This is a genomic window from Hungatella sp. (assembly GCF_046966825.1).
On sequence record NZ_JBKVCZ010000010.1, the window covers coordinates 36,962 to 56,996 of the forward strand.

21 protein-coding genes and 1 riboswitch are annotated in these 20,035 nt (G+C 46.9%); of the genes, 18 read left to right on the forward strand and 3 right to left on the reverse strand.

Features of this window, described 5'->3' with window-relative positions; genetic code table 11:
- The first annotated feature begins 29 nt into the window (after positions 1-29).
- Positions 30-974 carry a helix-turn-helix domain-containing protein gene (locus tag ACLTD4_RS05090; protein WP_242354295.1) on the forward strand — a complete coding sequence of 315 codons (945 nt, stop codon included), beginning with the start codon at positions 30-32 and terminating at the stop codon, positions 972-974.
- Positions 975-1,160: 186 nt separating this feature from the next.
- Here ACLTD4_RS05090 and ACLTD4_RS05095 read toward each other — a convergent pair whose 3' ends face one another.
- Complete coding sequence (locus ACLTD4_RS05095; RefSeq protein ID WP_055659741.1) at positions 1,161-1,856, reverse strand: GntR family transcriptional regulator; 696 nt, start codon at positions 1,854-1,856, stop codon at positions 1,161-1,163.
- A 377-nt stretch (positions 1,857-2,233) separates the two neighbouring features.
- Between ACLTD4_RS05095 and ACLTD4_RS05100 the strand changes: the two genes are divergently transcribed.
- The 11 genes from ACLTD4_RS05100 (at position 2,234) to ACLTD4_RS05150 (ending at position 12,620) form a co-directional block, all read left to right on the forward strand.
- Entirely contained in the window at positions 2,234-2,584 is a 351-nt protein-coding gene (locus ACLTD4_RS05100; protein ID WP_002601111.1) for a cupin domain-containing protein, read from the forward strand.
- Positions 2,585-2,598: 14 nt separating this feature from the next.
- The gene (locus ACLTD4_RS05105) at positions 2,599-3,522 is read left to right on the forward strand and encodes an isocitrate lyase/phosphoenolpyruvate mutase family protein (RefSeq protein ID WP_055659742.1); all 924 of its coding nucleotides are present in this window, start codon (positions 2,599-2,601) and stop codon (positions 3,520-3,522) included.
- Positions 3,519-4,418 (forward strand): isocitrate lyase/PEP mutase family protein, encoded by a 900-nt coding sequence (locus ACLTD4_RS05110; protein WP_055659744.1) that lies wholly within the window; start codon positions 3,519-3,521, stop codon positions 4,416-4,418. The genes ACLTD4_RS05105 and ACLTD4_RS05110 overlap by 4 nt, the downstream gene beginning before the upstream one ends.
- A gap of 58 nt (positions 4,419-4,476) precedes the next feature.
- Entirely contained in the window at positions 4,477-6,105 is a 1,629-nt protein-coding gene (locus tag ACLTD4_RS05115; RefSeq protein ID WP_025529528.1) for an ABC transporter substrate-binding protein, read from the forward strand.
- Positions 6,106-6,191: 86 nt separating this feature from the next.
- Positions 6,192-6,491: a hypothetical protein gene (locus tag ACLTD4_RS05120; protein ID WP_412331185.1), complete on the forward strand. Its 300-nt coding sequence runs from the start codon at positions 6,192-6,194 to the stop codon at positions 6,489-6,491.
- A 26-nt stretch (positions 6,492-6,517) separates the two neighbouring features.
- The gene (locus ACLTD4_RS05125) at positions 6,518-7,138 is read left to right on the forward strand and encodes an ABC transporter permease (protein WP_412331186.1); all 621 of its coding nucleotides are present in this window, start codon (positions 6,518-6,520) and stop codon (positions 7,136-7,138) included.
- Between the two features lie 5 nt (positions 7,139-7,143).
- Positions 7,144-8,016 (forward strand): ABC transporter permease, encoded by an 873-nt coding sequence (locus tag ACLTD4_RS05130; protein WP_029465476.1) that lies wholly within the window; start codon positions 7,144-7,146, stop codon positions 8,014-8,016.
- Entirely contained in the window at positions 8,016-9,023 is a 1,008-nt protein-coding gene (locus ACLTD4_RS05135; RefSeq protein ID WP_029465479.1) for an ABC transporter ATP-binding protein, read from the forward strand. Before ACLTD4_RS05130 ends, ACLTD4_RS05135 begins: the two co-directional genes overlap by 1 nt.
- Positions 9,010-10,005 (forward strand): ABC transporter ATP-binding protein, encoded by a 996-nt coding sequence (locus ACLTD4_RS05140; RefSeq protein ID WP_055659746.1) that lies wholly within the window; start codon positions 9,010-9,012, stop codon positions 10,003-10,005. The genes ACLTD4_RS05135 and ACLTD4_RS05140 overlap by 14 nt, the downstream gene beginning before the upstream one ends.
- A gap of 75 nt (positions 10,006-10,080) precedes the next feature.
- Positions 10,081-11,244: an MFS transporter gene (locus ACLTD4_RS05145; RefSeq protein WP_117633881.1), complete on the forward strand. Its 1,164-nt coding sequence runs from the start codon at positions 10,081-10,083 to the stop codon at positions 11,242-11,244.
- Positions 11,241-12,620 (forward strand): MATE family efflux transporter, encoded by a 1,380-nt coding sequence (locus ACLTD4_RS05150; protein WP_117633882.1) that lies wholly within the window; start codon positions 11,241-11,243, stop codon positions 12,618-12,620. Before ACLTD4_RS05145 ends, ACLTD4_RS05150 begins: the two co-directional genes overlap by 4 nt.
- A 147-nt stretch (positions 12,621-12,767) precedes the next feature.
- On the opposite strand, the gene ACLTD4_RS05155 is transcribed toward ACLTD4_RS05150, so the two are convergent.
- Both ACLTD4_RS05155 and ACLTD4_RS05160 read right to left on the reverse strand, forming a co-directional pair.
- Entirely contained in the window at positions 12,768-13,163 is a 396-nt protein-coding gene (locus ACLTD4_RS05155) for a type II toxin-antitoxin system HicB family antitoxin (protein WP_117633883.1), read from the reverse strand.
- Positions 13,156-13,377, reverse strand: coding sequence for a type II toxin-antitoxin system HicA family toxin (locus tag ACLTD4_RS05160; RefSeq protein WP_002601100.1), 222 nt, complete (start codon positions 13,375-13,377; stop codon positions 13,156-13,158). Before ACLTD4_RS05160 ends, ACLTD4_RS05155 begins: the two co-directional genes overlap by 8 nt.
- Before the next feature lie 259 nt (positions 13,378-13,636).
- Positions 13,637-13,746, forward strand: a riboswitch (TPP riboswitch).
- A 76-nt stretch (positions 13,747-13,822) separates the two neighbouring features.
- On the opposite strand from ACLTD4_RS05160, the gene thiM reads away from it, so the two are divergent.
- The 6 genes from thiM (at position 13,823) to ACLTD4_RS05190 (ending at position 20,026) form a co-directional block, all read left to right on the forward strand.
- Complete coding sequence (thiM, locus tag ACLTD4_RS05165; RefSeq protein WP_117633884.1) at positions 13,823-14,647, forward strand: hydroxyethylthiazole kinase; 825 nt, start codon at positions 13,823-13,825, stop codon at positions 14,645-14,647.
- The gene (gene thiE / locus ACLTD4_RS05170; protein WP_117633885.1) at positions 14,631-15,293 is read left to right on the forward strand and encodes a thiamine phosphate synthase; all 663 of its coding nucleotides are present in this window, start codon (positions 14,631-14,633) and stop codon (positions 15,291-15,293) included. The genes thiM and thiE overlap by 17 nt, the downstream gene beginning before the upstream one ends.
- A 36-nt stretch (positions 15,294-15,329) precedes the next feature.
- Positions 15,330-15,995, forward strand: a complete 666-nt coding sequence (locus ACLTD4_RS05175) for an HAD family hydrolase (protein ID WP_117633886.1) — start codon at positions 15,330-15,332, stop codon at positions 15,993-15,995.
- Between the two features lie 168 nt (positions 15,996-16,163).
- Complete coding sequence (thiD, locus tag ACLTD4_RS05180) at positions 16,164-17,012, forward strand: bifunctional hydroxymethylpyrimidine kinase/phosphomethylpyrimidine kinase (protein WP_117633887.1); 849 nt, start codon at positions 16,164-16,166, stop codon at positions 17,010-17,012.
- Positions 17,002-18,210, forward strand: coding sequence for a putative hydroxymethylpyrimidine transporter CytX (gene cytX, locus ACLTD4_RS05185; RefSeq protein WP_117633961.1), 1,209 nt, complete (start codon positions 17,002-17,004; stop codon positions 18,208-18,210). Before thiD ends, cytX begins: the two co-directional genes overlap by 11 nt.
- Before the next feature lie 367 nt (positions 18,211-18,577).
- Positions 18,578-20,026 (forward strand): SLC13 family permease, encoded by a 1,449-nt coding sequence (locus ACLTD4_RS05190; protein ID WP_412331187.1) that lies wholly within the window; start codon positions 18,578-18,580, stop codon positions 20,024-20,026.
- Positions 20,027-20,035: the final 9 nt, after the last annotated feature.

The following is a 20,035-nucleotide window of genomic DNA, read 5'->3' on the forward strand; positions in this document are numbered from 1 at the left end:
TGATAATATATGGAGTGACGGAGGTAATTATGAACAGCAGCAAAACATTCAATGAAGTAATCCTATATTTGGAAAAAATAATTCCCGATGGCTGTGAAATCGATTATCATGAAATATCCAGAATAGCCATGAGTCCGGCCGCGTTGTTTCAGCGTATTTTCAATTTTATCTCGGGGATCAGCATTTCTGATTATGTAAGAAAACGAAGACTGACACTGGCCGGATACGATCTTAAAAATACGGATATTTCTGTTCTTGATGCGGCGGTGAAATACGGTTTTCAGTCTCATTCTTCTTTTTCCCGTGCCTTTAAGGAGCACCATGGGATTACGCCTTCACAGGCCAGATTGAAAAATGCCCGGCTAAATGATTATCTTCCGATTAATTTCTCAGATATGAGATTTGTAGGAGGAAAGCGTATTATGGCTGAAATGAAACGCATCATGTATAAGGAAACACCTGAACGGCTCATGGTGGGGCTGCCCCGGGAAACCAGCTTTTCTGACGCCGGCTTTGTATGGCAGGAATTCTTTCAGGGAGATACCATTGAAAAACTGGACAGGCTGGCGGACGTCAAATGCTGTGATGACATTGACGAAAATGACGGAATTGGTTTCATGTACGACTTTAGCGACAGAATGAATTTTAAGATAGTGATAGGTGACTTTGTCCGGATGCAGACGGAAATACCGGAGGGACTGTTCGTAAAACACATACCCAAAGGCCGGGCGGCTTATGTTCAGATTGAGGGCAGCAATGTGGCAGAAATCCTTGATTCTGCTTACTTGCTGATTACGGAAGCGATTGAGAAAACAGGCGGAACCATTGACTTCGACAACTTTTACTGGTGTGAGATTTATACCCATGAGCGTTATTCGGAACCGTTTGCGAGGGGAGAAAAAGTCGTGATTGATTATATGATGCCGGTGAAGGCAGATGCGGAGGCGGCAGGAGAATGTCTGGAAGAGAAATAATCTGGAAGAGAAATAAGGGGGAGGGATCGGGAAATAAATAACATATTTGATATAATTTGTCATAGATAGGAAGAACGGGCTGCAATATGCAGCCCGCCCTTCCTTTTTTGTCTGGTTTTTCGTATATAACGAATCACGTCTCTTCTCCATGTCCATCAGTCTCAGCTGTTTAACTGCTTCAATCTTTTAACTGCTCCAGTCTTTTAACTGTTTCTTATAAGTCTCGGGCGGCGTCGTATTATAAGCCTGAAGCGAGTAGAAGTAATCGAGAGCGGCCCGCCGGCAGGACTCCACATGTGTTTTCATAAGAGACTGCGCCTTATCGACGTCCTTTTCCAGCAGCGCGTCGAGAATTTCCATGTGCTCTTCCCTCGCATCATGAATCTGCACACGGTTCTGCTTGCTGGCAATAATAACCCTCGTATTGTCATCAAAGACTCTGTGCATCATATCGATAATGTAACGATTTCCGCAGTATTCAATAATAAATAAATGCATGGCAGTGTCCAGACGGAAGCTGTTGGGGATATCCTCGAAATCTTCCAGAAATTTTCCGCGAAACTGGATCAGTTCGCTTTCCGGCAGATAGGGAGCGGCCATGCGAAGCGCCACGGGCTCTATCTCAATTCTGGTCTGAAAAATCTGAAGCACATCGCTCAGTAAAATATCTGATACGTAAATCCCCTTTTTGGGCATGATCTTCACAAAACCATCCGATTCCAGCCTGCTGATGGCTTCACGGACAGGAGTGCGGCTGAATCCAAGATCCTCGGCAAGGCGAGCCTCGTTGAGCAGAGTCCCTGGCTCGTAGGTACAGTCCAGTAACCGCTCTTTTATCGTTTCATAAGCTTTATTTTTTAAATCCCGATTGTTTGCTGCCATGGTTTTACACTCCTATTCTTTTGATGCAAAGTATACAATAAGTATATTATACAACGGTTCGGAAAAAACAACAAGCATTATTTTTAAGGATTATTTTACAAAATACCATATTTTTACAGATATTTTATGGTATGTTATCATTTATAATAAAATCAAATATTTGATCTAAATTATTAAATATAGAAAATATATAAAAATATATATGTTAAAAATGCACAAAAAAATAAGCGCGATATCTCCTATTTGTTTATTGAAAATGAAATAATCTTGTTGTATACTACAGATACATATCAAGTATGCATTGATGCATAAGATATAAAACAAAGGAATTGCAACTCGTTGGGATAAAAGAAAAGAAAGGGGGGACCGAGCGCAAGATGGTGAAGAGAGCAGAGGAATTAGTGTCGGAGCAAAAGCCCAGTCCATTTAACGGTGTTGGGACGATTTCCTGCAAAGAACTGTTGAAGGTACCTGAAGAAATGTACAGTAAAGGGCGTTTCTTTGGCCATACAACTGTAATGCCGGGATCTGGGATTGGTTATCATGTCCACGAGAAGGAGTCGGAGACATACTATGTTTTGAAAGGAACTGGACGGTTTAATGACAACGGAACGATTCAGATCGTGAAGCCGGGAGATGTAACATTTACCGGCGCAGGAGAAGGACATGGTCTGGAAGCGGTGGGGGAAGAACCGCTGGAAGTGATTGCACTGATTTTATTTCAGTGAGAAGGAGGATAAAAATGAGTATTCCTACATTGCAGTCAGTCCTGGCTCAGGGTCAGCTGATTGCTCCGGATACGTTTGATGGAATTTCTACCCGTGCAGCAGAACACATGGGCTGTAAGGGTGCCTTACTCAGTGCATCGGCACTGACACATACCGTACATGGAACACCAGATGAAGGTACTTTAAGTACATCAGAGATGGTGTGGTCCCTGTCACGTTTTGTAGAAGATAACTGCAGCATTCCTCTGATTGTTGAGGTTCGCAGCGGTTTTAGTGATAATCTCCGTATCATGCCTTATGATTTGGAACGGATTGTAAAAGCAGGAGCGGCAGCGATGCTGTTAGATGACCGTGCCTTTGGCTGCGGCAGTGATTCACCCGAAATTATATTAGTAAGCCCCGAGGTATTTGCACAAAAAGTCGCAATTGCTGTGGAGGCGGCATCTAATACGGATTGCATGGTATTGGCGCGAAGCTATGCACCGGATAAGGCAGACGCTATTGCCAGATGTAAGGCGGCTCAGGCGGCAGGCGCCCAAATGGTTGGAGCTGTGTGTATGCATACTGAGGCGGAGGCCGAAGAATTTGCCGAGGCAGTTTCCGGTTCAAAACTCTGGAGTGACTTGACCGTAAAGGGAGACAAGCCGGAAGTAACAGCAGAAAGACTGATGGAGCTGGGCTATGGTCTGGTATTTATAACTTTTATGGAGAAGGCTTCCTGGTTTGGGGACATGGATTTCGGAACCAAAAACTGGGCGAATAAAAACACAGTCTATGCCGATCTCCACGATTTTGACGGGTACCTTCTGGATGAGGAAGGAAAACTGAGAGACTACCATTACATTTTCAGTTATTGGAAGAAATGGATGCCGCTTGAGAAGAAGTTTGAGGATTTAAGTGAACTGGGAAAAGAAGCATTCCAGGAGGTGAAGGCATGAAAAAGAAAATAACCGGAATGGAGCTTTTTGAAAAGGGAGAGCAAATATTTGCACCATGTGTATACGACTGCATGACTGCAGCAGCAGCGGAAAAAAGCGGTTTTCCCTGTATGATGTTAAGCGGCGGAGCCATTGCTTACAGTATGGATGGGCAGCCTGACATGGCCTTTGGCACTTTAGATGAGGTAATCACTATCGTGGAGGCTATTACGAACTGTACCAATATACCGCTGCTGGTCGATTTTGATGATGGTTATGGAGAAAGTCCGGCTGTTATTTATCGAAATGTGAAGCGGCTGATACGCGCAGGCGCTGCGGGCTTTACGCTGGATGACAGTACCGGGCATCGCGGATTTGAACGCAATGAGTATTACATTGCCAATCCGGACGAAGTAAATCCGGCTTCGCTGGATCCTGCCTATAAAACTATCAATCGTGAAAACTGGCTGTCTAAAATCAAAGCAGCGGTGGCAGCCTGCGAAGGCACGGGCTGCGTATGTATTGCACGTACTGAGGCAGGACCATCCTATGGTATGGATGAAGCGATTACCCGCTGCGTGCTGGCCAAAAAGCTGGGGGCGCCTATGACCACTGTATGCGGCGGTATGATGGACCTGGCCATGGGAACCAGAGTCGCAGAAAAGGATTTAGGATGGAAAATGTGGCCTGATGTGATAGTAGTAAACGGTAAACCCTGCGTTGAACTGGAGGATATCAAGAAGCTGGATTTCAATCTGGTTACCATGCATGTATTTGAAAAAGCTGCCTTGTACGGCATGATTAAATACGGTATGGAGGACTTGAAAGAGAAAAATGTAGTGTACAGTACCAGACATGGTATGGGAGGACTTTCAGATACAGAGCAGAAGGAATTGATTTCAATGCGCAGAAGATAAGCGGATGAATATGCAGATGAATAATCTTTTCTCTTATAAAAAATGAGGAGGTAACAAAATGAAAAAATTAGTTGCAATGCTGCTGGTATTTACTATGAGTATTTCTTTGGCAGCATGCGGGGGCAATAAAAGCAGTGAGAGTACATCCGGTGAGAGTAAGGCAAACGAAAGTACGGTTGGCGATACAAAGGCTGCAGAAGAGAATACGGCAGCGTCAGTTGAAAACAGCGGGGAGCCAGTTTCCGGTGGTACAGTGAATATTCCAATAACAGACGATCCGACGACGCTTCAGGGCTGGATGCTTCGCAATACGAATGAGTCTGCCCTGGCACCTGCCATTTATGAAACGCTGCTGCGTTATGATGAAACGGGTAAACCTCAGCCATTCTTACTGGAATCCTTTGAAGGGGATCCTGAGGCGCTGACCTACACGATGGTTGTGAGAGACGGGATTACGTTCCAGGATGGAACTCCGCTGGATGCGGAAGCAGTAAAATGGAACCTGGACTACTATAAAGAGAATGGTGTTCTTACCGGATCATACTTTAATTATGTGGAAAGTGTTGAAGTAGTAGACGATAAAACCGTTGTAGTACATATGTCCCAATGGGATGCTCTGTTTGACTATGGTCTGGCGCGAACCTGTTTTATCTGCAGTCCAACTGCAGTAGAATCCCTTGGAGTGGATGGATTTAATGAAATGCCTGTAGGTACCGGTGCGTTTAAGGTAACAAAATGGGTGCATGGAGAAGGCATCTATACGGAAAAATACGATCAGTACTGGCAGGGAACGCCTTATTTAGACGGGGTCAACTTTAAGATTTATGCTTCCACAGCGACTCAGCAGGCTGCTCTGGAGGTGGGTGACCTGGATATTATGAATCTGACAGGTGATGCAATTACTGCCGATGCTTTGAAGGCTAAGGGATATAGCATGAGCAATGCTGCGATTCCTTCTACCGGCTATACACTTTGCTTTAACAGCCAGGCAGATGGACCACTGAAGGATCTGCGTGTGCGGCAGGCCATTGCTTATGCAGTAGATACAAAAGCTATCTGCGATTCGCTCCTGGGGGATGGGGCTTATGGAACGGAATCCACTCAGTGGGCAATCTCCAGTTCCGCAGAGTATAACAGTGAGGTAACCGGTTACGACTATGATGTGGAAAAGGCCAAAGCGCTTCTGAAAGAGGCTGGCTATGATAAGGGCTTTGAATTAACGATTAATTTCCAGGTGGGCGATTTTGCAAAGAGTGTTTGCCAGATTATCCAGGCAGAGCTGCAGCAGATTGGCGTTACAGTAACATTAAATCAGATTGAAGTTGCCAATTATGCCAACTACCTTGGCGAATGGGATGGTATCTTATTCCATCCGATGGGCTTAGGAAACGGCCAGTTCTCACAGGTGGCTGCCAATATGATTCCAGGCGCCAGATTCGGTGGCTCTACCTTCCTGCACGATGAAAAGTCTGTAGGTCTGATTAATGAGGCGATTGTATCTGATCAGGCTACCTTAAGCAAGAACTTGAAGGAAGCGGTAAAGATTTTGTTCCAGGACAATGTAGAACTTTACACAGTAGCGATTACCTATTCAACCGCAGTGACCAGCCCGAAACTCCATGGTGATTACGGTGCAGTTCAGCAGTATAACGCTACCTGGAATGAATTGTGGAAAGAGACTGAATAATGATGATTCATTAGTGAACGGGCATGCGTTGCCACTCTAAAACGTGACGTATGCCCTGTTTCTCGCAAGAAAAGGTGGTGATGTTTATGGGTCGATATATTTTAAAACGATTGGGGATTTCGGTTGCAGTCGTATTTTTGGTCTCTGTGATTTCTTTTACATTGGTTCACATGCTTCCTGGAGATCCTGCCGTTCTGGCTCTTGGCTCAGAAGCTTCGGAACAGGATATTGCGACTTTCCGGGAAAAGTATTATTTGAATCGTCCTGTAGTGGAGCAGTATTTTATATGGATTTCAGATACGCTGCGCGGTGATTTGGGGGATTCCATTACATACAGCCGTCCGGTATTAACCTGCCTGAAAGGCTGCCCCGTACAATCTCTATAGGTCTGCCAGCTTTAATTCTTTCCAGTTTGTTAGGAATCCTGTGTGGTATTATCAGTGCGATACGGCGGGGGAAATTCATTGATAATCTGATTACGTTTGTCAGTACGATTGGACTCGGTGCGCCTCAGTTCTGGCTGGGAATTGTCGGAATTTATATATTTGGGATGAGGCTTGGCTGGCTGCCGCTGTCCGGCTATGTAGCGCCTACCGAAAACTTTGGTCAATATATTTTCTATGGCGTTATGCCGATCCTGATTTTGTCATTCAGCCTGCTGGCATCGGTGGCCCGTCAGACACGGTCCAATATGCTGGAGGTAATCAATCAGGATTACATTCGTACAGCCAGGGCCAATGGTCTGGCAGAAAAAAGTGTCATTTACAAGCATGCTCTGAAAAATGCATTAATTCCTGTTATTACTACCATTGGACTTCAGGTGCGTGTTGTGGTTGGCGGTTCCCTGATGGTAGAGCAGGTTTTCAATATTGCCGGTATCGGTACCTTAATTGTAAGCGCCATTAACGGCAGGGATTATATGGTGGTTCAGGGCTGTGTATTCGTGATTTCCGTGTTTACAATTCTGGTTAACTTTGTGATTGATTTATTATATGGATTCGTGGATCCCCGTATCCGTAAGTCCTGGAGGTGAGCCGTATGTCAAATAAAAATTCGAAACGTGCAATAGGCATGAAGCGCTTCTTCCGGATATTTTTCAGCCGAGGCTGGGTAACCAAGATATGCTTTGGAATTATTGCAGCATTTGTATTTATTGCCATTTTTGCACCTGTTCTAACACAGTATACTCCTTATGAGCAGAATCTTCGCTATATTTTAGCCAATCCCAGCAGTGAGCATTTACTTGGCTGCGATAATATTGGCCGGGATACTTTAACAAGGCTTTTGTTCGGTGCCAGAGTATCCCTGATTACCGGACTGCTATCCAGCATATGGGCAGCAGTGGTGGGGACTTCAATAGGCCTTATTGCCGGTTATGTAGGCGGTTGGCTTAATAGTTTCGTTATGCGGTTTACGGATGCCATGATTGCCATACCTCCCATTATTTTTACAATGGTGCTTTCTACAATGGTGACCGGAAATTTGATGGGCATCAGCCTTGTCATCGGTGTTTCCATTATTCCAAGCTATATTCGTATGGTAAATGGCCTGGTAATCAGCCTGAGAGAAAATGATTATGTGACAGCTTCCAATTTGATAGGACAGAAGCAGCTTGTTATTATGTTCCGGCATCTTTTGCCGAACTGCCTGGCGTCTCTGATCGTTACCTTCACCATGAACGTGGGAACCGCAATCATGCTGGAATCTACCCTGAGTTACCTGGGTGTGGGCATTATTCCTCCTACACCAGCCTGGGGAGTTATGGTTTCTGAAGGTTATAAATATCTGTTTAACCAGCCGCTGGTAGCGATTCTTCCAGGTATCTGTATCATGCTGGTCGTTATTGCTTTTAATGTCGTAGGCGATGCACTCCGCGATGCTTTGGATCCAAGACTGAGGGGGAAACTGTAATGGAAGAGAAAAAAGTATTGTTAGATGTGAAAAATCTTCGTACCTCCTTCTTTACCGACGCGGGAGAGGTGAAATCGGTTAACGATGTCAGCTTTCATGTAAATGAAAGGGAAGTCGTGGCAGTCGTTGGTGAATCCGGAAGCGGAAAGTCTGTCACTCAGCTTTCTGTGCTGCAGCTGATCCAGTCTCCGCCCGGTAAAATTATTGGAGGAGAGGTATGGTTTGAGGGTAATAATCTGTTGACTTATTCTAAGAAACAGATGTGCAGTATCCGGGGAAACGGCATTTCCATGATATTTCAGGAACCCATGACCAGCTTAAATCCGGTCTATACTGTTGGAAATCAGCTGACAGAGGTGCTCCGGGCTCATAATAAAAATATGAGTAAACAGGAAGCATGGAAAAGGGGCGTAGAGGCTCTTGCCGCTGTTGGTATTCCGGACCCTGAAGAACGTATGAAAAACTATCCCTTTGAGATGAGCGGAGGCATGCGTCAGCGGGCTATGATTGCTATTTCTGTGGCATGCAATTCTAAGCTGATTGTAGCGGACGAGCCTACCACGGCCCTGGATGTGACTACACAGGCTCAGGTTATGGAACTGCTCATATCTCTTGTAGAAAAGAAGGGGACCTCTATTATTGTAGTGACACACAATTTAGGACTGGTAACCCGCTATGCAGACCGTATTTACGTCATGTATGCCGGTCGCATTGTGGAATCCGGCACCACGGAGATGCTTTTGACCAATCCGAGACATCCCTACACCCTTGGGCTGCTGGCGTCCGTTCCCAGGCTGGATGACAATAAAAATGAAAAATTGGTTCCCATCGAGGGAACACCGCCTAACCTGGCAAACATACCGGAATACTGTTCCTTCTATCCAAGGTGTCCCTATGCCTGCGAGAAATGTAAAAATGAGGCGGCACCTGAACTTCGTCCCGTTGGTGAGACAGGACATTTTATGGCCTGTCACCTTGATGTGAGAGGAGGAAATGCAAGTGCCTGAAAAGGATGTTTTATTAAAAGTAGAAAATTTAAAAATGTATTTCCCGGCTGCTAAATCTCTGTTTGGAAAAACGACTTCCTGCGTGAAGGCAGTGGATGATGTCTCTTTTGAGGTAGAAAAAGGGAAAACCTTCGGTCTGGTAGGAGAATCCGGTTGCGGAAAGACAACGACCGGAAAATGTATTTTACGAATTACAAACCCGACAGAGGGCCATATCTACTATAAGGGAAAAGATATCAGCAGAGCTTCGAAGGAGGAGATTAAGTCAATTCGCCGGGAAATTCAGTTGATTTTCCAGGATCCTTACGGTTCTTTGGATCCCCGTCAGTCTGCATACTCGATTATAAAAGAGGCAGTTGTAACAGGAAAGGAAAAATATACAGAGTCCGAGGTGGCTGCCAGAGTAAAGGAATTACTGGAGATCGTAGAACTTTTGCCGGAAATGGGAGACCGGTATCCTCATGAAATGAGCGGAGGACAGAGACAGCGGCTTGGCATAGCCAGAGCATTAGCCTGCAATCCAGAGCTGATCGTGTGCGATGAACCCGTTTCTGCATTGGACGTGTCTATCCAGGCTCAGGTTATCAATCTGTTTCAGTCACTTCAGGAGCGTCTGGGTCTTACCTATGTATTTATTGCCCATGATCTGGCAGTGGTACGCCATATTGCAGATGTGATTGGAGTCATGTATCTGGGACACATTGTAGAGATTATGGATGCAGCGGAAATATATTCGAATCCTGTTCATCCTTACACGCGGGCATTGCTGTCCGCGGTGCCTATCACGGACTATTATGTGGAGAAAAGTAGAAAGCGCATATTGCTGGAGGGAGAGGTACCCAGTCCGATTCATGCACCTTCAGGCTGTCCGTTCCATCCTCGCTGTGCGTATGCAACCGATGTTTGCAAGGCAGAGGTTCCTTCCCTTACCGATACAGGAGGCGGCCATCTGGTAGCCTGTCATCTTTCTAAAAAGAACTGATTATAGGGCCCGAATGCTGCAGTTTCAGTATTTCGGGCCATTTTTCATGATATTAAAGGATATAGAGGAAATTCTATGAAGCAGAATAAAAATGCAACATCTTATGCCCTTGTGGCTCTTTCCTTTTTGACCCTGGCTTCCAGCGCCGTAAGTCCGGTTTTAGCCAGTGTGGGGGAGGCCTATCCGGACGTTTCTTCCACCATGATCTCTCTGTTGACCACGCTTCCCTCTCTTTTGGCTATTCCAATGACCTTGATCTGCGGCCATATGGCCGGGAAGAAGGTATCATACCGCACATTAACGATCTGTGGTCTGACCTGTAATCTGATCAGCGGTATTGCTCCGTTTTTTACTCATAATTTCTATCTTCTCCTTCTGTGGAGGGCTCTGTTTGGCTGTGGTACAGGAATTCTTACTCCCCTGATTATGCCTGTTATGATGTCCGTTTTTCAGGGGGAGGAGGTACACCGACAAGCCAGTTTAAACGCAGTTGCTACCAATATTGGAGCTGTCATGTTTCAGATGCTGGGCGGCGCAGCCTGTGCCAGATGGGGGTGGCAGGCAACCTTTTTGATTTATATTGTGGTATTCCCGGCTCTGGTGATTGTAGCCAGAATCATGCCGGAGCCGCCGGCTCTTACGAATGAGGAAAAAAATAAAAAGATTCCGATGTCTCTGTTCCGCCCTATATTAAAATGGTGTATTCTTTATTTTTTCCACATGATATTATTCTATGTCTGCATTACGGAAACATCTGCCGTTGTAATGAAAAACGGATTTGGAAGTTCCATGACAGCCGCAGTGATTTTATCTATGGTGACTCTCTCCGGTGTTGTGGGAGGGTGGCTGTATAAATTCATTAATAAATGGGAGATACGTGCTTTAGGAGGCGCTTACCTGTTTCTGGCGGCCGGCTATCTGCTTATGGCGGTCAGCCCTGACGTGATGACACTGGGATTGGGAGCCGTTATGATTGGAATTGGCTTTGGTGTGAATATGCCTGCAATTCAGGTATTTGCAGGCATGGAAGTTCCTGGTTATGCCCGAAGTAATGCAGCTTCTGTTCTCAACGTCTTCGGAAGTCTCGGCAGCTTTCTGTCCAAGTTCATACTTGCAGCGGTGGCAGGAGCCTTTGGTTACGAGAATGGAAAATTTAATTTTGCTGTTTGTGTGTGTGCCTACCTGGTTATGGCCCTGTTCTGTTTTTTATCAGGAATGAAAAGAAGAGACACTGTATGAAAACATCTGTTGAAGTAAAAGAAAATAAGATGGGAACCATGAAAATACCGTATTTGCTGTTCAATATGGCCTGTCCTCTCACAATCTCATTAATGGTTCAGGCCATGTATAATATTATCGACAGCCTTTTTGTTTCTCGTTTGGGTGAAAATGCGCTAGCGGCTATTTCCCTGGCGGTTACGCTGCAAAACCTGATGAGTTCTACGGCCTCTGGGCTGGGAGTGGGAATTAACGCTTTAGTCACCTCCTGCCTGGGAGAAAAAAATAAAAAGCAGGCTTCTGAGGCAGCCTTAAATGGGATTTTGATTGAAATGATCTGTATGGTACTCTTCTTGTTTGTCGGCTTATTCTATACACGGGAGTATTTCCTGCTGCAGACAGACAATGAGGAAATCATTGGCTATGGTGTTCAATACTTACAGCTTTGTATGGTAGGATCTCTCGGAATCTTTGGAGAGGTGACCTTTGAGTGTCTGCTGCAGGCAACCGGGAAGAATTCGTGCACCATGATAACCCAGGGAACCGGAGCTGTTATTAATATCATACTGGATGCAGTATTTATTTTTGGGCTGTTTGGATTTCCTGCTATGGGTATTTTTGGAGCTGCACTGGCCACCGTGTGCGGGCAGTGGATTGCCATGGGATTGGCGGTCTTTTTGAATCTGAAGAAAAATACAGATATTTCATTCTCTTTAAAGGGATTCCGGCCCGATCGCCATATGATGGCTGCGGTCTTCCGGGTTGGAGTTCCCACTACTGTTATGGCCTCTGTAAGCTCTCTTATGTCGTTTCTAATGAATCGTCTTGTAGCGGAGTTTTCCACTACTGCAGTAGCTGTTTTTGGGATTTATAACCGGCTTCAGCATTTTGTCCAGACGCCGATGATCGGTTTAAACAGCAGCATGGTATCCATTGTTGCTTATAACTATGGCGCAAAAAGTAAAAAGAGGATCATGGATTCCGTGAAATGGGGGATGATTTATGGCTGTACTGTTATGATTTTAGCTTCCTCTTGTTTTGTGTTCTTTCCGGAAGTGCTCATGTCGCCTTTCCACCCTACGGAGGAGATGCTTCGGGTGGGCATTCCGATTTTCAGGATAGTGGGATTTACCTTTCTGTTTTCACCAACCTCTGTGATTTGCAGTTCCCTGTTCCAGGGGATGGGAAATGGCCATTACAGCCTGATTGTTACCACCGCCAGACAGCTTGTGGTTCGGATTCCGCTGGCTTACTTTCTCGCACAGTTTGGAAACATGGCTCTTATCTGGTTTTGCTGGCCAATATCAGAAGTATGCTCGATTTTGATCAGCGTGTTCTTTCTTATGAAAATATATCATAAGAGAATCAAGCCGCTGGAAACAGTCTGTGGGGGATGACATTCAAGATATCGTGTTAGAATAGACGTATTACAATAAATATCGCGATTTATCGCGATTGAAATCACGATTTGAGCGTGATAATAGGAAAAAGCAGCGTGATGATTATAGAAATTAAAAATATCTGGTCATGGCTTCAGGCAAATTTCACTTTACCTGAAGCCTTTTTAATAAAGCCTCCTGAAGAATCTGTGAGAAATTAAGACCGGCATTCGATGCCGCTTCATTCAGCCATTCGGGAATCGTCAGCGTCTTCTTAACGGCCTTGCTGCGGTGCTTTTTTCGATATTCCATGGTGTCGCACAGAATATAATTAACAAATTGGCCTTCTTTAAGTATAATATCTTCCAAATTGCCAGGCGGAGGGATGACGCGGTTGTCTGCTTCATATCCAAATAGAACCAGGGCCAGGGCATCCTGTGCCATCTCGATGCCGTCTTTTAAGTCGTCGCCGCAGGTATAGCATCCTTCCAGATCCGGAAAATGGATAGACCATCCGGTTGATTCTGGTGTAAAGATGGCAGGATAAACGTATTTATTCATGTAAATGCTCCTTTTCATGATGAAATTCTGACATGGATACTCCTGCATCTGTCAGAATAGAGTGCAAAGTACCTGTTGGGATCTCTGATTTGTGCCGGGGGATCGGGAACTGCCGATCGGTGACGGGGCTGTACCAGATATCATGCTTCTTTCCATTTCGGTATAGGTAACATCCATGTTTCTTTAGTAATTTTAATAGATCTTTCGTTTTCATTATTTCTCCTTTAATATAACACGTATTAATACGTGTGTCAAGCGGCGGTTAGCGTAACATTAAATTTATATTTTATGCATTTTATGAATATTTAAAAAAGTAAGCATAAAGGGAGAAGAATGATAGGAATTCCGGTATTTAAAGGATTTAGAAAATTGGAATTATTAGAAGATCGGAATAAAATCTCATTTACTATTTAGTATCCAGTGTCAAATATTTTATACTTGATTTAATCTTCAATCGTAGTATAATGTACCTGTAATCAAAAACGGGGTGCTCGCTGAAAGCGGGCTGAGAGTAGGCTGTTTTGCCTTGACCCATTAACCTGATTTGGATAATGCCAACGTAGGGAACATAAAAAAGCATGTATTTTATGCTGCAATGATACCTGTGGGTGTTATTGCAGCTTTTTTTAGTCCTTACCAAAGAAGAAAAGGAGAATATCATGTTAAAAGAATGTCTGGAAAATGTCAGAAAGAAGTCGCCGCTGATTCATAACATCACAAATTACGTCACGGTAAATGACGTAGCCAACATCCTGCTGGCCTGCGGAGCGAGTCCGATTATGGCGGATGACAGGAACGATGTGGAGGACATCACCACAATCTGCGGCGGTTTAAACATTAATATCGGCACGCTGAATCAAAATACGGTTCCGTCCATGCTGCTGGCCGGAAAAAAAGCCAATGAGCTGGGCCATCAGGTCCTGCTGGATCCGGTTGGAGCGGGAGCGGGTACATTTCGGACCGAGACGGCTTTAAATCTGATGAGGGAAGTGCGCTTCGATGTGATCCGCGGAAATATTTCCGAGATCAAGACACTGGCCAGAGGCTTCGGACGCACGAAAGGCGTCGATGCGGATGCGGCAGACGCTGTAACGGAGGACAATCTTTCCGGGGCTGTCACATTTGTGAGGGAAATGGCGGCTGGCCTTGGCTGTATCATCGCGGTTACCGGTGCGATCGATCTGGTATCTGACGGAAACAGCACTTACGTGATCCGCAACGGCCGGCCGGAAATGGGTCAGATTACCGGAACCGGTTGTCAGCTTTCCGGGCTTATGACCGCATATCTGACAGCAAACCCGGACAATCGTCTGGAGGCAGCGGCAGCAGCTGTCTGCGCCATGGGACTTGCGGGTGAGATCGGATGGAGCCATCTGGAAAGCTATGAGGGAAATGCCACATACCGGAACCGGATTATTGACGCGATTTACCGGATGGATGGCGATACACTGGAGAAAGGAGCCAGGTATGAAATTAGACAGTGACAGCCTGCTTAACAGCAGCAGCCTTCTGCTGTATGCAGTAACAGACAGAAGCTGGCTGGGAGAGGAGACTCTGTACAGTCAGGTGGAAAAGGCGCTGAAGGGCGGCGCCACAATGATTCAGTTGAGAGAAAAGGATCTGTCGGAAGAGGCATTTCTGGATGAAGCCAGGTCCATCAAGGAGCTGTGCGGGCGTTACGGGGTGCCGTTTTTAATCAACGACAGCGTAGAGATCGCAGCAGCCGTGGATGCGGATGGCGTCCATGTAGGGCAGAGTGATATGGAGGCCGGAGATGTCCGCCGGAGACTTGGAGAAGGAAAGATCATCGGCGTGTCGGCGCAGACCGTGGAACAGGCGCTTCTGGCGGAGAAGCACGGAGCCGATTACCTGGGAGTAGGAGCCGTATTCCACACGGGTACGAAAAAAGATGCCAGTGATGTGAGTGGTCAGACGTTAAAGGACATTTGCGCGGCGGTACATATCCCGGTCGTGGCGATTGGCGGAATTACAGCGGAAAATATGAAGCATTTGGCAGGAAGCGGTATCTGCGGCGTAGCTGTCGTGAGCGCCATCTTCGCTGAGGACGATATCGAGGAGGCCGCCAGGAGGTTGAAATGCGTGGCCGCGGCTGTAACAGAACAGGAATAAAAACCGGCATCACACAGTCAGAGAAAGGAACGACCGATGAAGGGAGCCATATTTGATATCGACGGAACACTTCTGGATTCCATGTCCATGTGGGATCATGCCGGAGAGTGGTATTTAGCCCGCCTCGGCATCAAGGCCGAACCGGGGCTTGGAAGACGTCTGCTTCCCATGAGTATGGAGCAGGCGGCCAGATATATGAGGGAGCAGTACTGCCTGGCACAGACCGAAGCGGAAATTGTAAGCGGAGTGGAAGAAACCGTAAGCCGGTATTACAGGGACGAAGTCCTTCCGAAAGCAGGAGTTGGGGAGTTTCTTAACCAGCTTGGAAAACACGGTTTTGTGATGGCTGCGGCGACCTCCAGCAGCCGGAAGGAAGTGGAGGCGGCGCTTTCCCGATGCGGCCTTAAGGCGTTCTTCCGGCAGATATTTACCTGCACGGAGGTCGGGGCTGGAAAGGACCGGCCGGATATCTATTACGAGGCTCTCTCCTGCCTGGGAACAGAAAAAACGCGGACATGGGTGTTTGAGGACGCCCTCCATGCGGCAGTAACCGCGAAACATGCAGGATTTGCGGTTGCAGGAGTATATGATGAGGCCAGCGGGATGGATCAGGAAGCGTTAAAGAAGATTTCCGATTACTATTTAAAGGATTTCAAAGATTTCCCCGCCTTTTACCGGATTGCTTCCGGGGCAGGTGAATGAAAATGAAATAGATTGAGGCGGTGAACTGCTGTAAATCCACCATGGCAGCGCCGCCCCGCAGACCAGCGGCAGATTGGGGGCACCACCTTCTGTCGCTTAACAAAATGTAACGATTCGGCTGTGCGGCTGAATCATTACACAAAATTAATGCGAAGAGGAGAAAGAAAAATGAGAACAGCATTAACAATCGCCGGGACAGATCCCAGCGGAGGCGCCGGAATTCAGGCAGATTTGAAGACAATGACCGCCCACAGGGTCTACGGTATGAGCGCCATTACGGCCGTCGTAGCCCAGAATACTACCGGCGTAACAGGTATCATGGAGGTAACTCCGGAATTTTTGGCAGAGCAGCTTGACGATGTATTTACGGATATTTTCCCGGATGCGGTGAAGATCGGTATGGTTTCGTCCAGCGCGCTGATCAGAGTGATTGCAGAAAAACTGAAACAGTACCACGCGAAGAATATCGTCCTCGACCCTGTCATGGTAGCGACGGCGGGATCGAAGCTGATCAGCGACGAGGCCATATCCACGCTGAAGGAAATGCTGATTCCGCTGGCGGATGTAATCACACCCAATATTCCGGAGATGGAAGTGTTATCCGGTATGACGATTCAGACAGATAAGGATATGGAACGGGCTGCGAAGTCGGTAGGGGATACCTGCCACTGTGCTGTTCTCTGCAAAGGCGGCCATCAGCTTAATGATGCCAATGATCTCCTGTATGCGGAGGGGGAGATTTTCTGGTTCTACGGAAAACGGATTGCCACTTCCAATACCCACGGCACCGGCTGCACGCTGTCCAGTGCCATCGCTTCTAACCTGGCAAAGGGCCGCGGACTTGCGGAATCTGTGCGCAGGGCGAAGGCGTATTTATCCGGTGCACTCGGAGATATGCTGGATTTGGGAAAGGGAAGCGGCCCCATGAACCATGCATTTGCCATCGAGGGAGAGTATGGCGATGACGCTGATATGCCCGGTGGAGCAGGCAATGGAGGAAACGGCGATGGAAAATAAAGGGACGAGCACTTTAAACAACGGCCTGATCTGGTTTGGAGCCGGTGTTTCCATCGCGGAGATTCTGACCGGAACGTATCTGGCGCCTCTGGGATTTGAAAAAGGGCTGGCAGCCATTTTGCTGGGACATTTAATCGGCTGCACCATGCTGTTTTTCGCCGGCCTTATCGGAGGCATGAAACGGCTCAGCGCCATGGAGACGGTGAAGCTCAGCTTCGGCGGTAAGGGCTGCCTCCTGTTTGCCGTGTTAAATGTTCTGCAGCTGGTGGGTTGGACCGCGATCATGATCTATGACGGTGCGCTGGCGGCTAACAGCATTTACGGCACCGGCGCCTGGATCTGGTGTCTCGTGATCGGGGGCCTGATCATTGTCTGGATCCTGATCGGACTTAAAAATCTGGGGAAACTCAACACGGTGGCCATGGCGCTTCTGTTTATATTAACGCTGATTCTTGGAAAGGTGATATTTTCCGGCTACGGCGGAAGCGGCCTCGTATCGGAAGAGGGTATGAGCTTCGGTGCGGCGGTGGAACTGTCTGTGGCTATGCCGCTTTCCTGGCTTCCGTTAATCAGCGATTATACGAGAGAGGCGAAAAAGCCGTTTCAGGCAACTCTTGCGAGCACACTGGTCTACGGTGTGGTCAGCTGCTTCATGTATATCATCGGAATGGGAGCGGCGCTTTTTACCGGTACATACGATATCGCGGTGATTATGGTAAAAGCGGGGCTGGGTGCTGCAGGGCTGTTCATTATCGTTCTCTCCACGGTTACCACCACGTTTCTGGACGCTTTCTCCGCCGGTGTATCCAGCACGGTAATATCCGGGGCGGTTAAGGAGAAATGGGCGGCCATCGCGGTTACGGTGATCGGTACGATCGCAGCCATCGTGTACCCTATGGACAATATTACCAATTTCCTGTATCTCATTGGTTCCGTGTTCGCACCGATGATTGCGATCCAGATCGCCGATACGTTTATTCTGAAAAATGATTTTCGAACGGTACGGTTTCACGTCCCCAACCTGGTGATCTGGGCATGCGGGTTTGTCCTCTACCGGATTCTGATGCATGTGGACACTCCGGTGGGTAATACACTGCCGGATATGGCGGTTACGATTGGCATCTGTCTCGTGTATCATGCGGTCAGCAGTGCAGCAGGCAGTAAAAAGGTGAGTAAGGCAGAGCCGGAGAGCATTTAGGACAGGAAATACAGCACAGGAAATAAGCGTTTATTATCTACACTATACGATTACAGCGGCGTTTGCTGTTTCTCATAATGAGGAAGCAGAAACGCCGCTTTTTTTGCCATTTGAGAAGAAAAACCAGAAGGAAATAGAGTTACTTCCCAAAGTGGTAAAAATGTGAAGTGATAATCAAATCGAGCTATCTGATTTTTTGATGGATTCCTATCAATATTCGATTCTTTTCATTTGAGTAGAGGAGTGTTAGACTTTTTGTATAAATAAAAAGGGGGGAAACAGGGGGATAACGAAGGAAACGCCGGTCAATGTACGGCCGTGTGATCGGCAGGAGGAATTACTTTAATAACGGAGGAGGAATAAAAAGATGGCTGCTGATTTAACAGCAACAGAAAAAAACAGGAACGTAAAATACTATATTAATTCTGCGGTTTGCCTGATCATTATGTTTGGGTTCGGTTATCTGCCGCCCATAGCTCCAATCACGGTTCTGGGGATGCAGATTTTGGGGATTTTCCTGGGAATGGTGTATGGATGGATTTTTGTAGGAATCGCCTGGCCGAGCCTGGCCGGCCTCATTGCGCTGATGCAGACCGGGTATATGACTGCAGGCGAGGTGATCAAGTCCAGTTTCGGCGAGGCCAATGTAGTGCTGATGTTCTTTATTTTTATTTTCTGCGGAACCTTTGCACACTACGGTCTTTCACGGATTATCGCTGTATGGAGCATTACCAGAAAAATGGTATTGGGCCGGCCCTGGGTGTTTACCTTTGTGTTCCTGATGGTCATGGCATTTCTGGGAGGTGTTACCAGTGCAACTCCCACCATTGTGATCGGATGGAGTCTGGCTTATGTGATTAGTGAGCAGTGCGGATTCAAAAAAGGCGACAGTTACCCGCTGATCCTGATTTTTGGTACGGCGTTTGTCGCTCAGATCGGCGACTGTATTATCCCGTTTAAATCCATTCCGCTGTTGGTGATGGGAGTCTACGAGAGCCTGGCCGGCCATTCTATACCATTGGGGCCGTATATGCTGATCGTAATCCTGGCGACAGTGCTGTGTATTATTGTTTATCTGCTGGGAGCAAAAATGATTTTTAAGCCGGATATGAGCAGTTTAACTGACCTGGATTCCCGGTCGCTCGTGGGGGATGACGGAATTAAGATGAACAGAGTGCAGAAGGTAGTCCTGTTCTTCCTGGTCATGCTGATGGTCATGATGCTGCTTCCGGGATTTTTCCCGAATTCGACATTTTTTGTCATTGCATTTCTGAAGAAAATCGGCAGTACAGGAATCTGTATTCTGCTGGTCATGCTGATGTGTCTGATCCGCATCGATGGGGCGCCTATCATTGATTTCAAAAAGATGGTAGGCAATGTCGAGTGGAATTCCATTTTGCTGCTGGCAGCGGCAATACCGGTAGCGAATGCCATGAGCAATGAAGCGAGCGGCTTTCCGGCGGCACTGAAGGCGATTATCAACCGCGCAAACACTTCAGCCTTCGTATTTGTCCTGCTTATCGGTCTGGCTGCGACGCTTATTACGAATGTGATGACCAACGGACCTGTGGGAATGATCTTGATGGCAGCAGTCTTTGCCGCCACACAGAGCGTGGGAATGAACCCTACTGCCGCAGTAGTTACGGTTGTTATGTGTGTCCATATTTCGGTGCTATTCCCCAGTGGTTCTTCAACCGCGGCTTTAATTAACGGCAATGAGTGGATAGGTACCAAAAGGCTTTGGAAAATTGGTCCGATGTCCTGTATCAGCGCGTGGCTGGTCATCTCCATCGTGGCCGGGATCTTTGGTCTGTAATCAAGAATA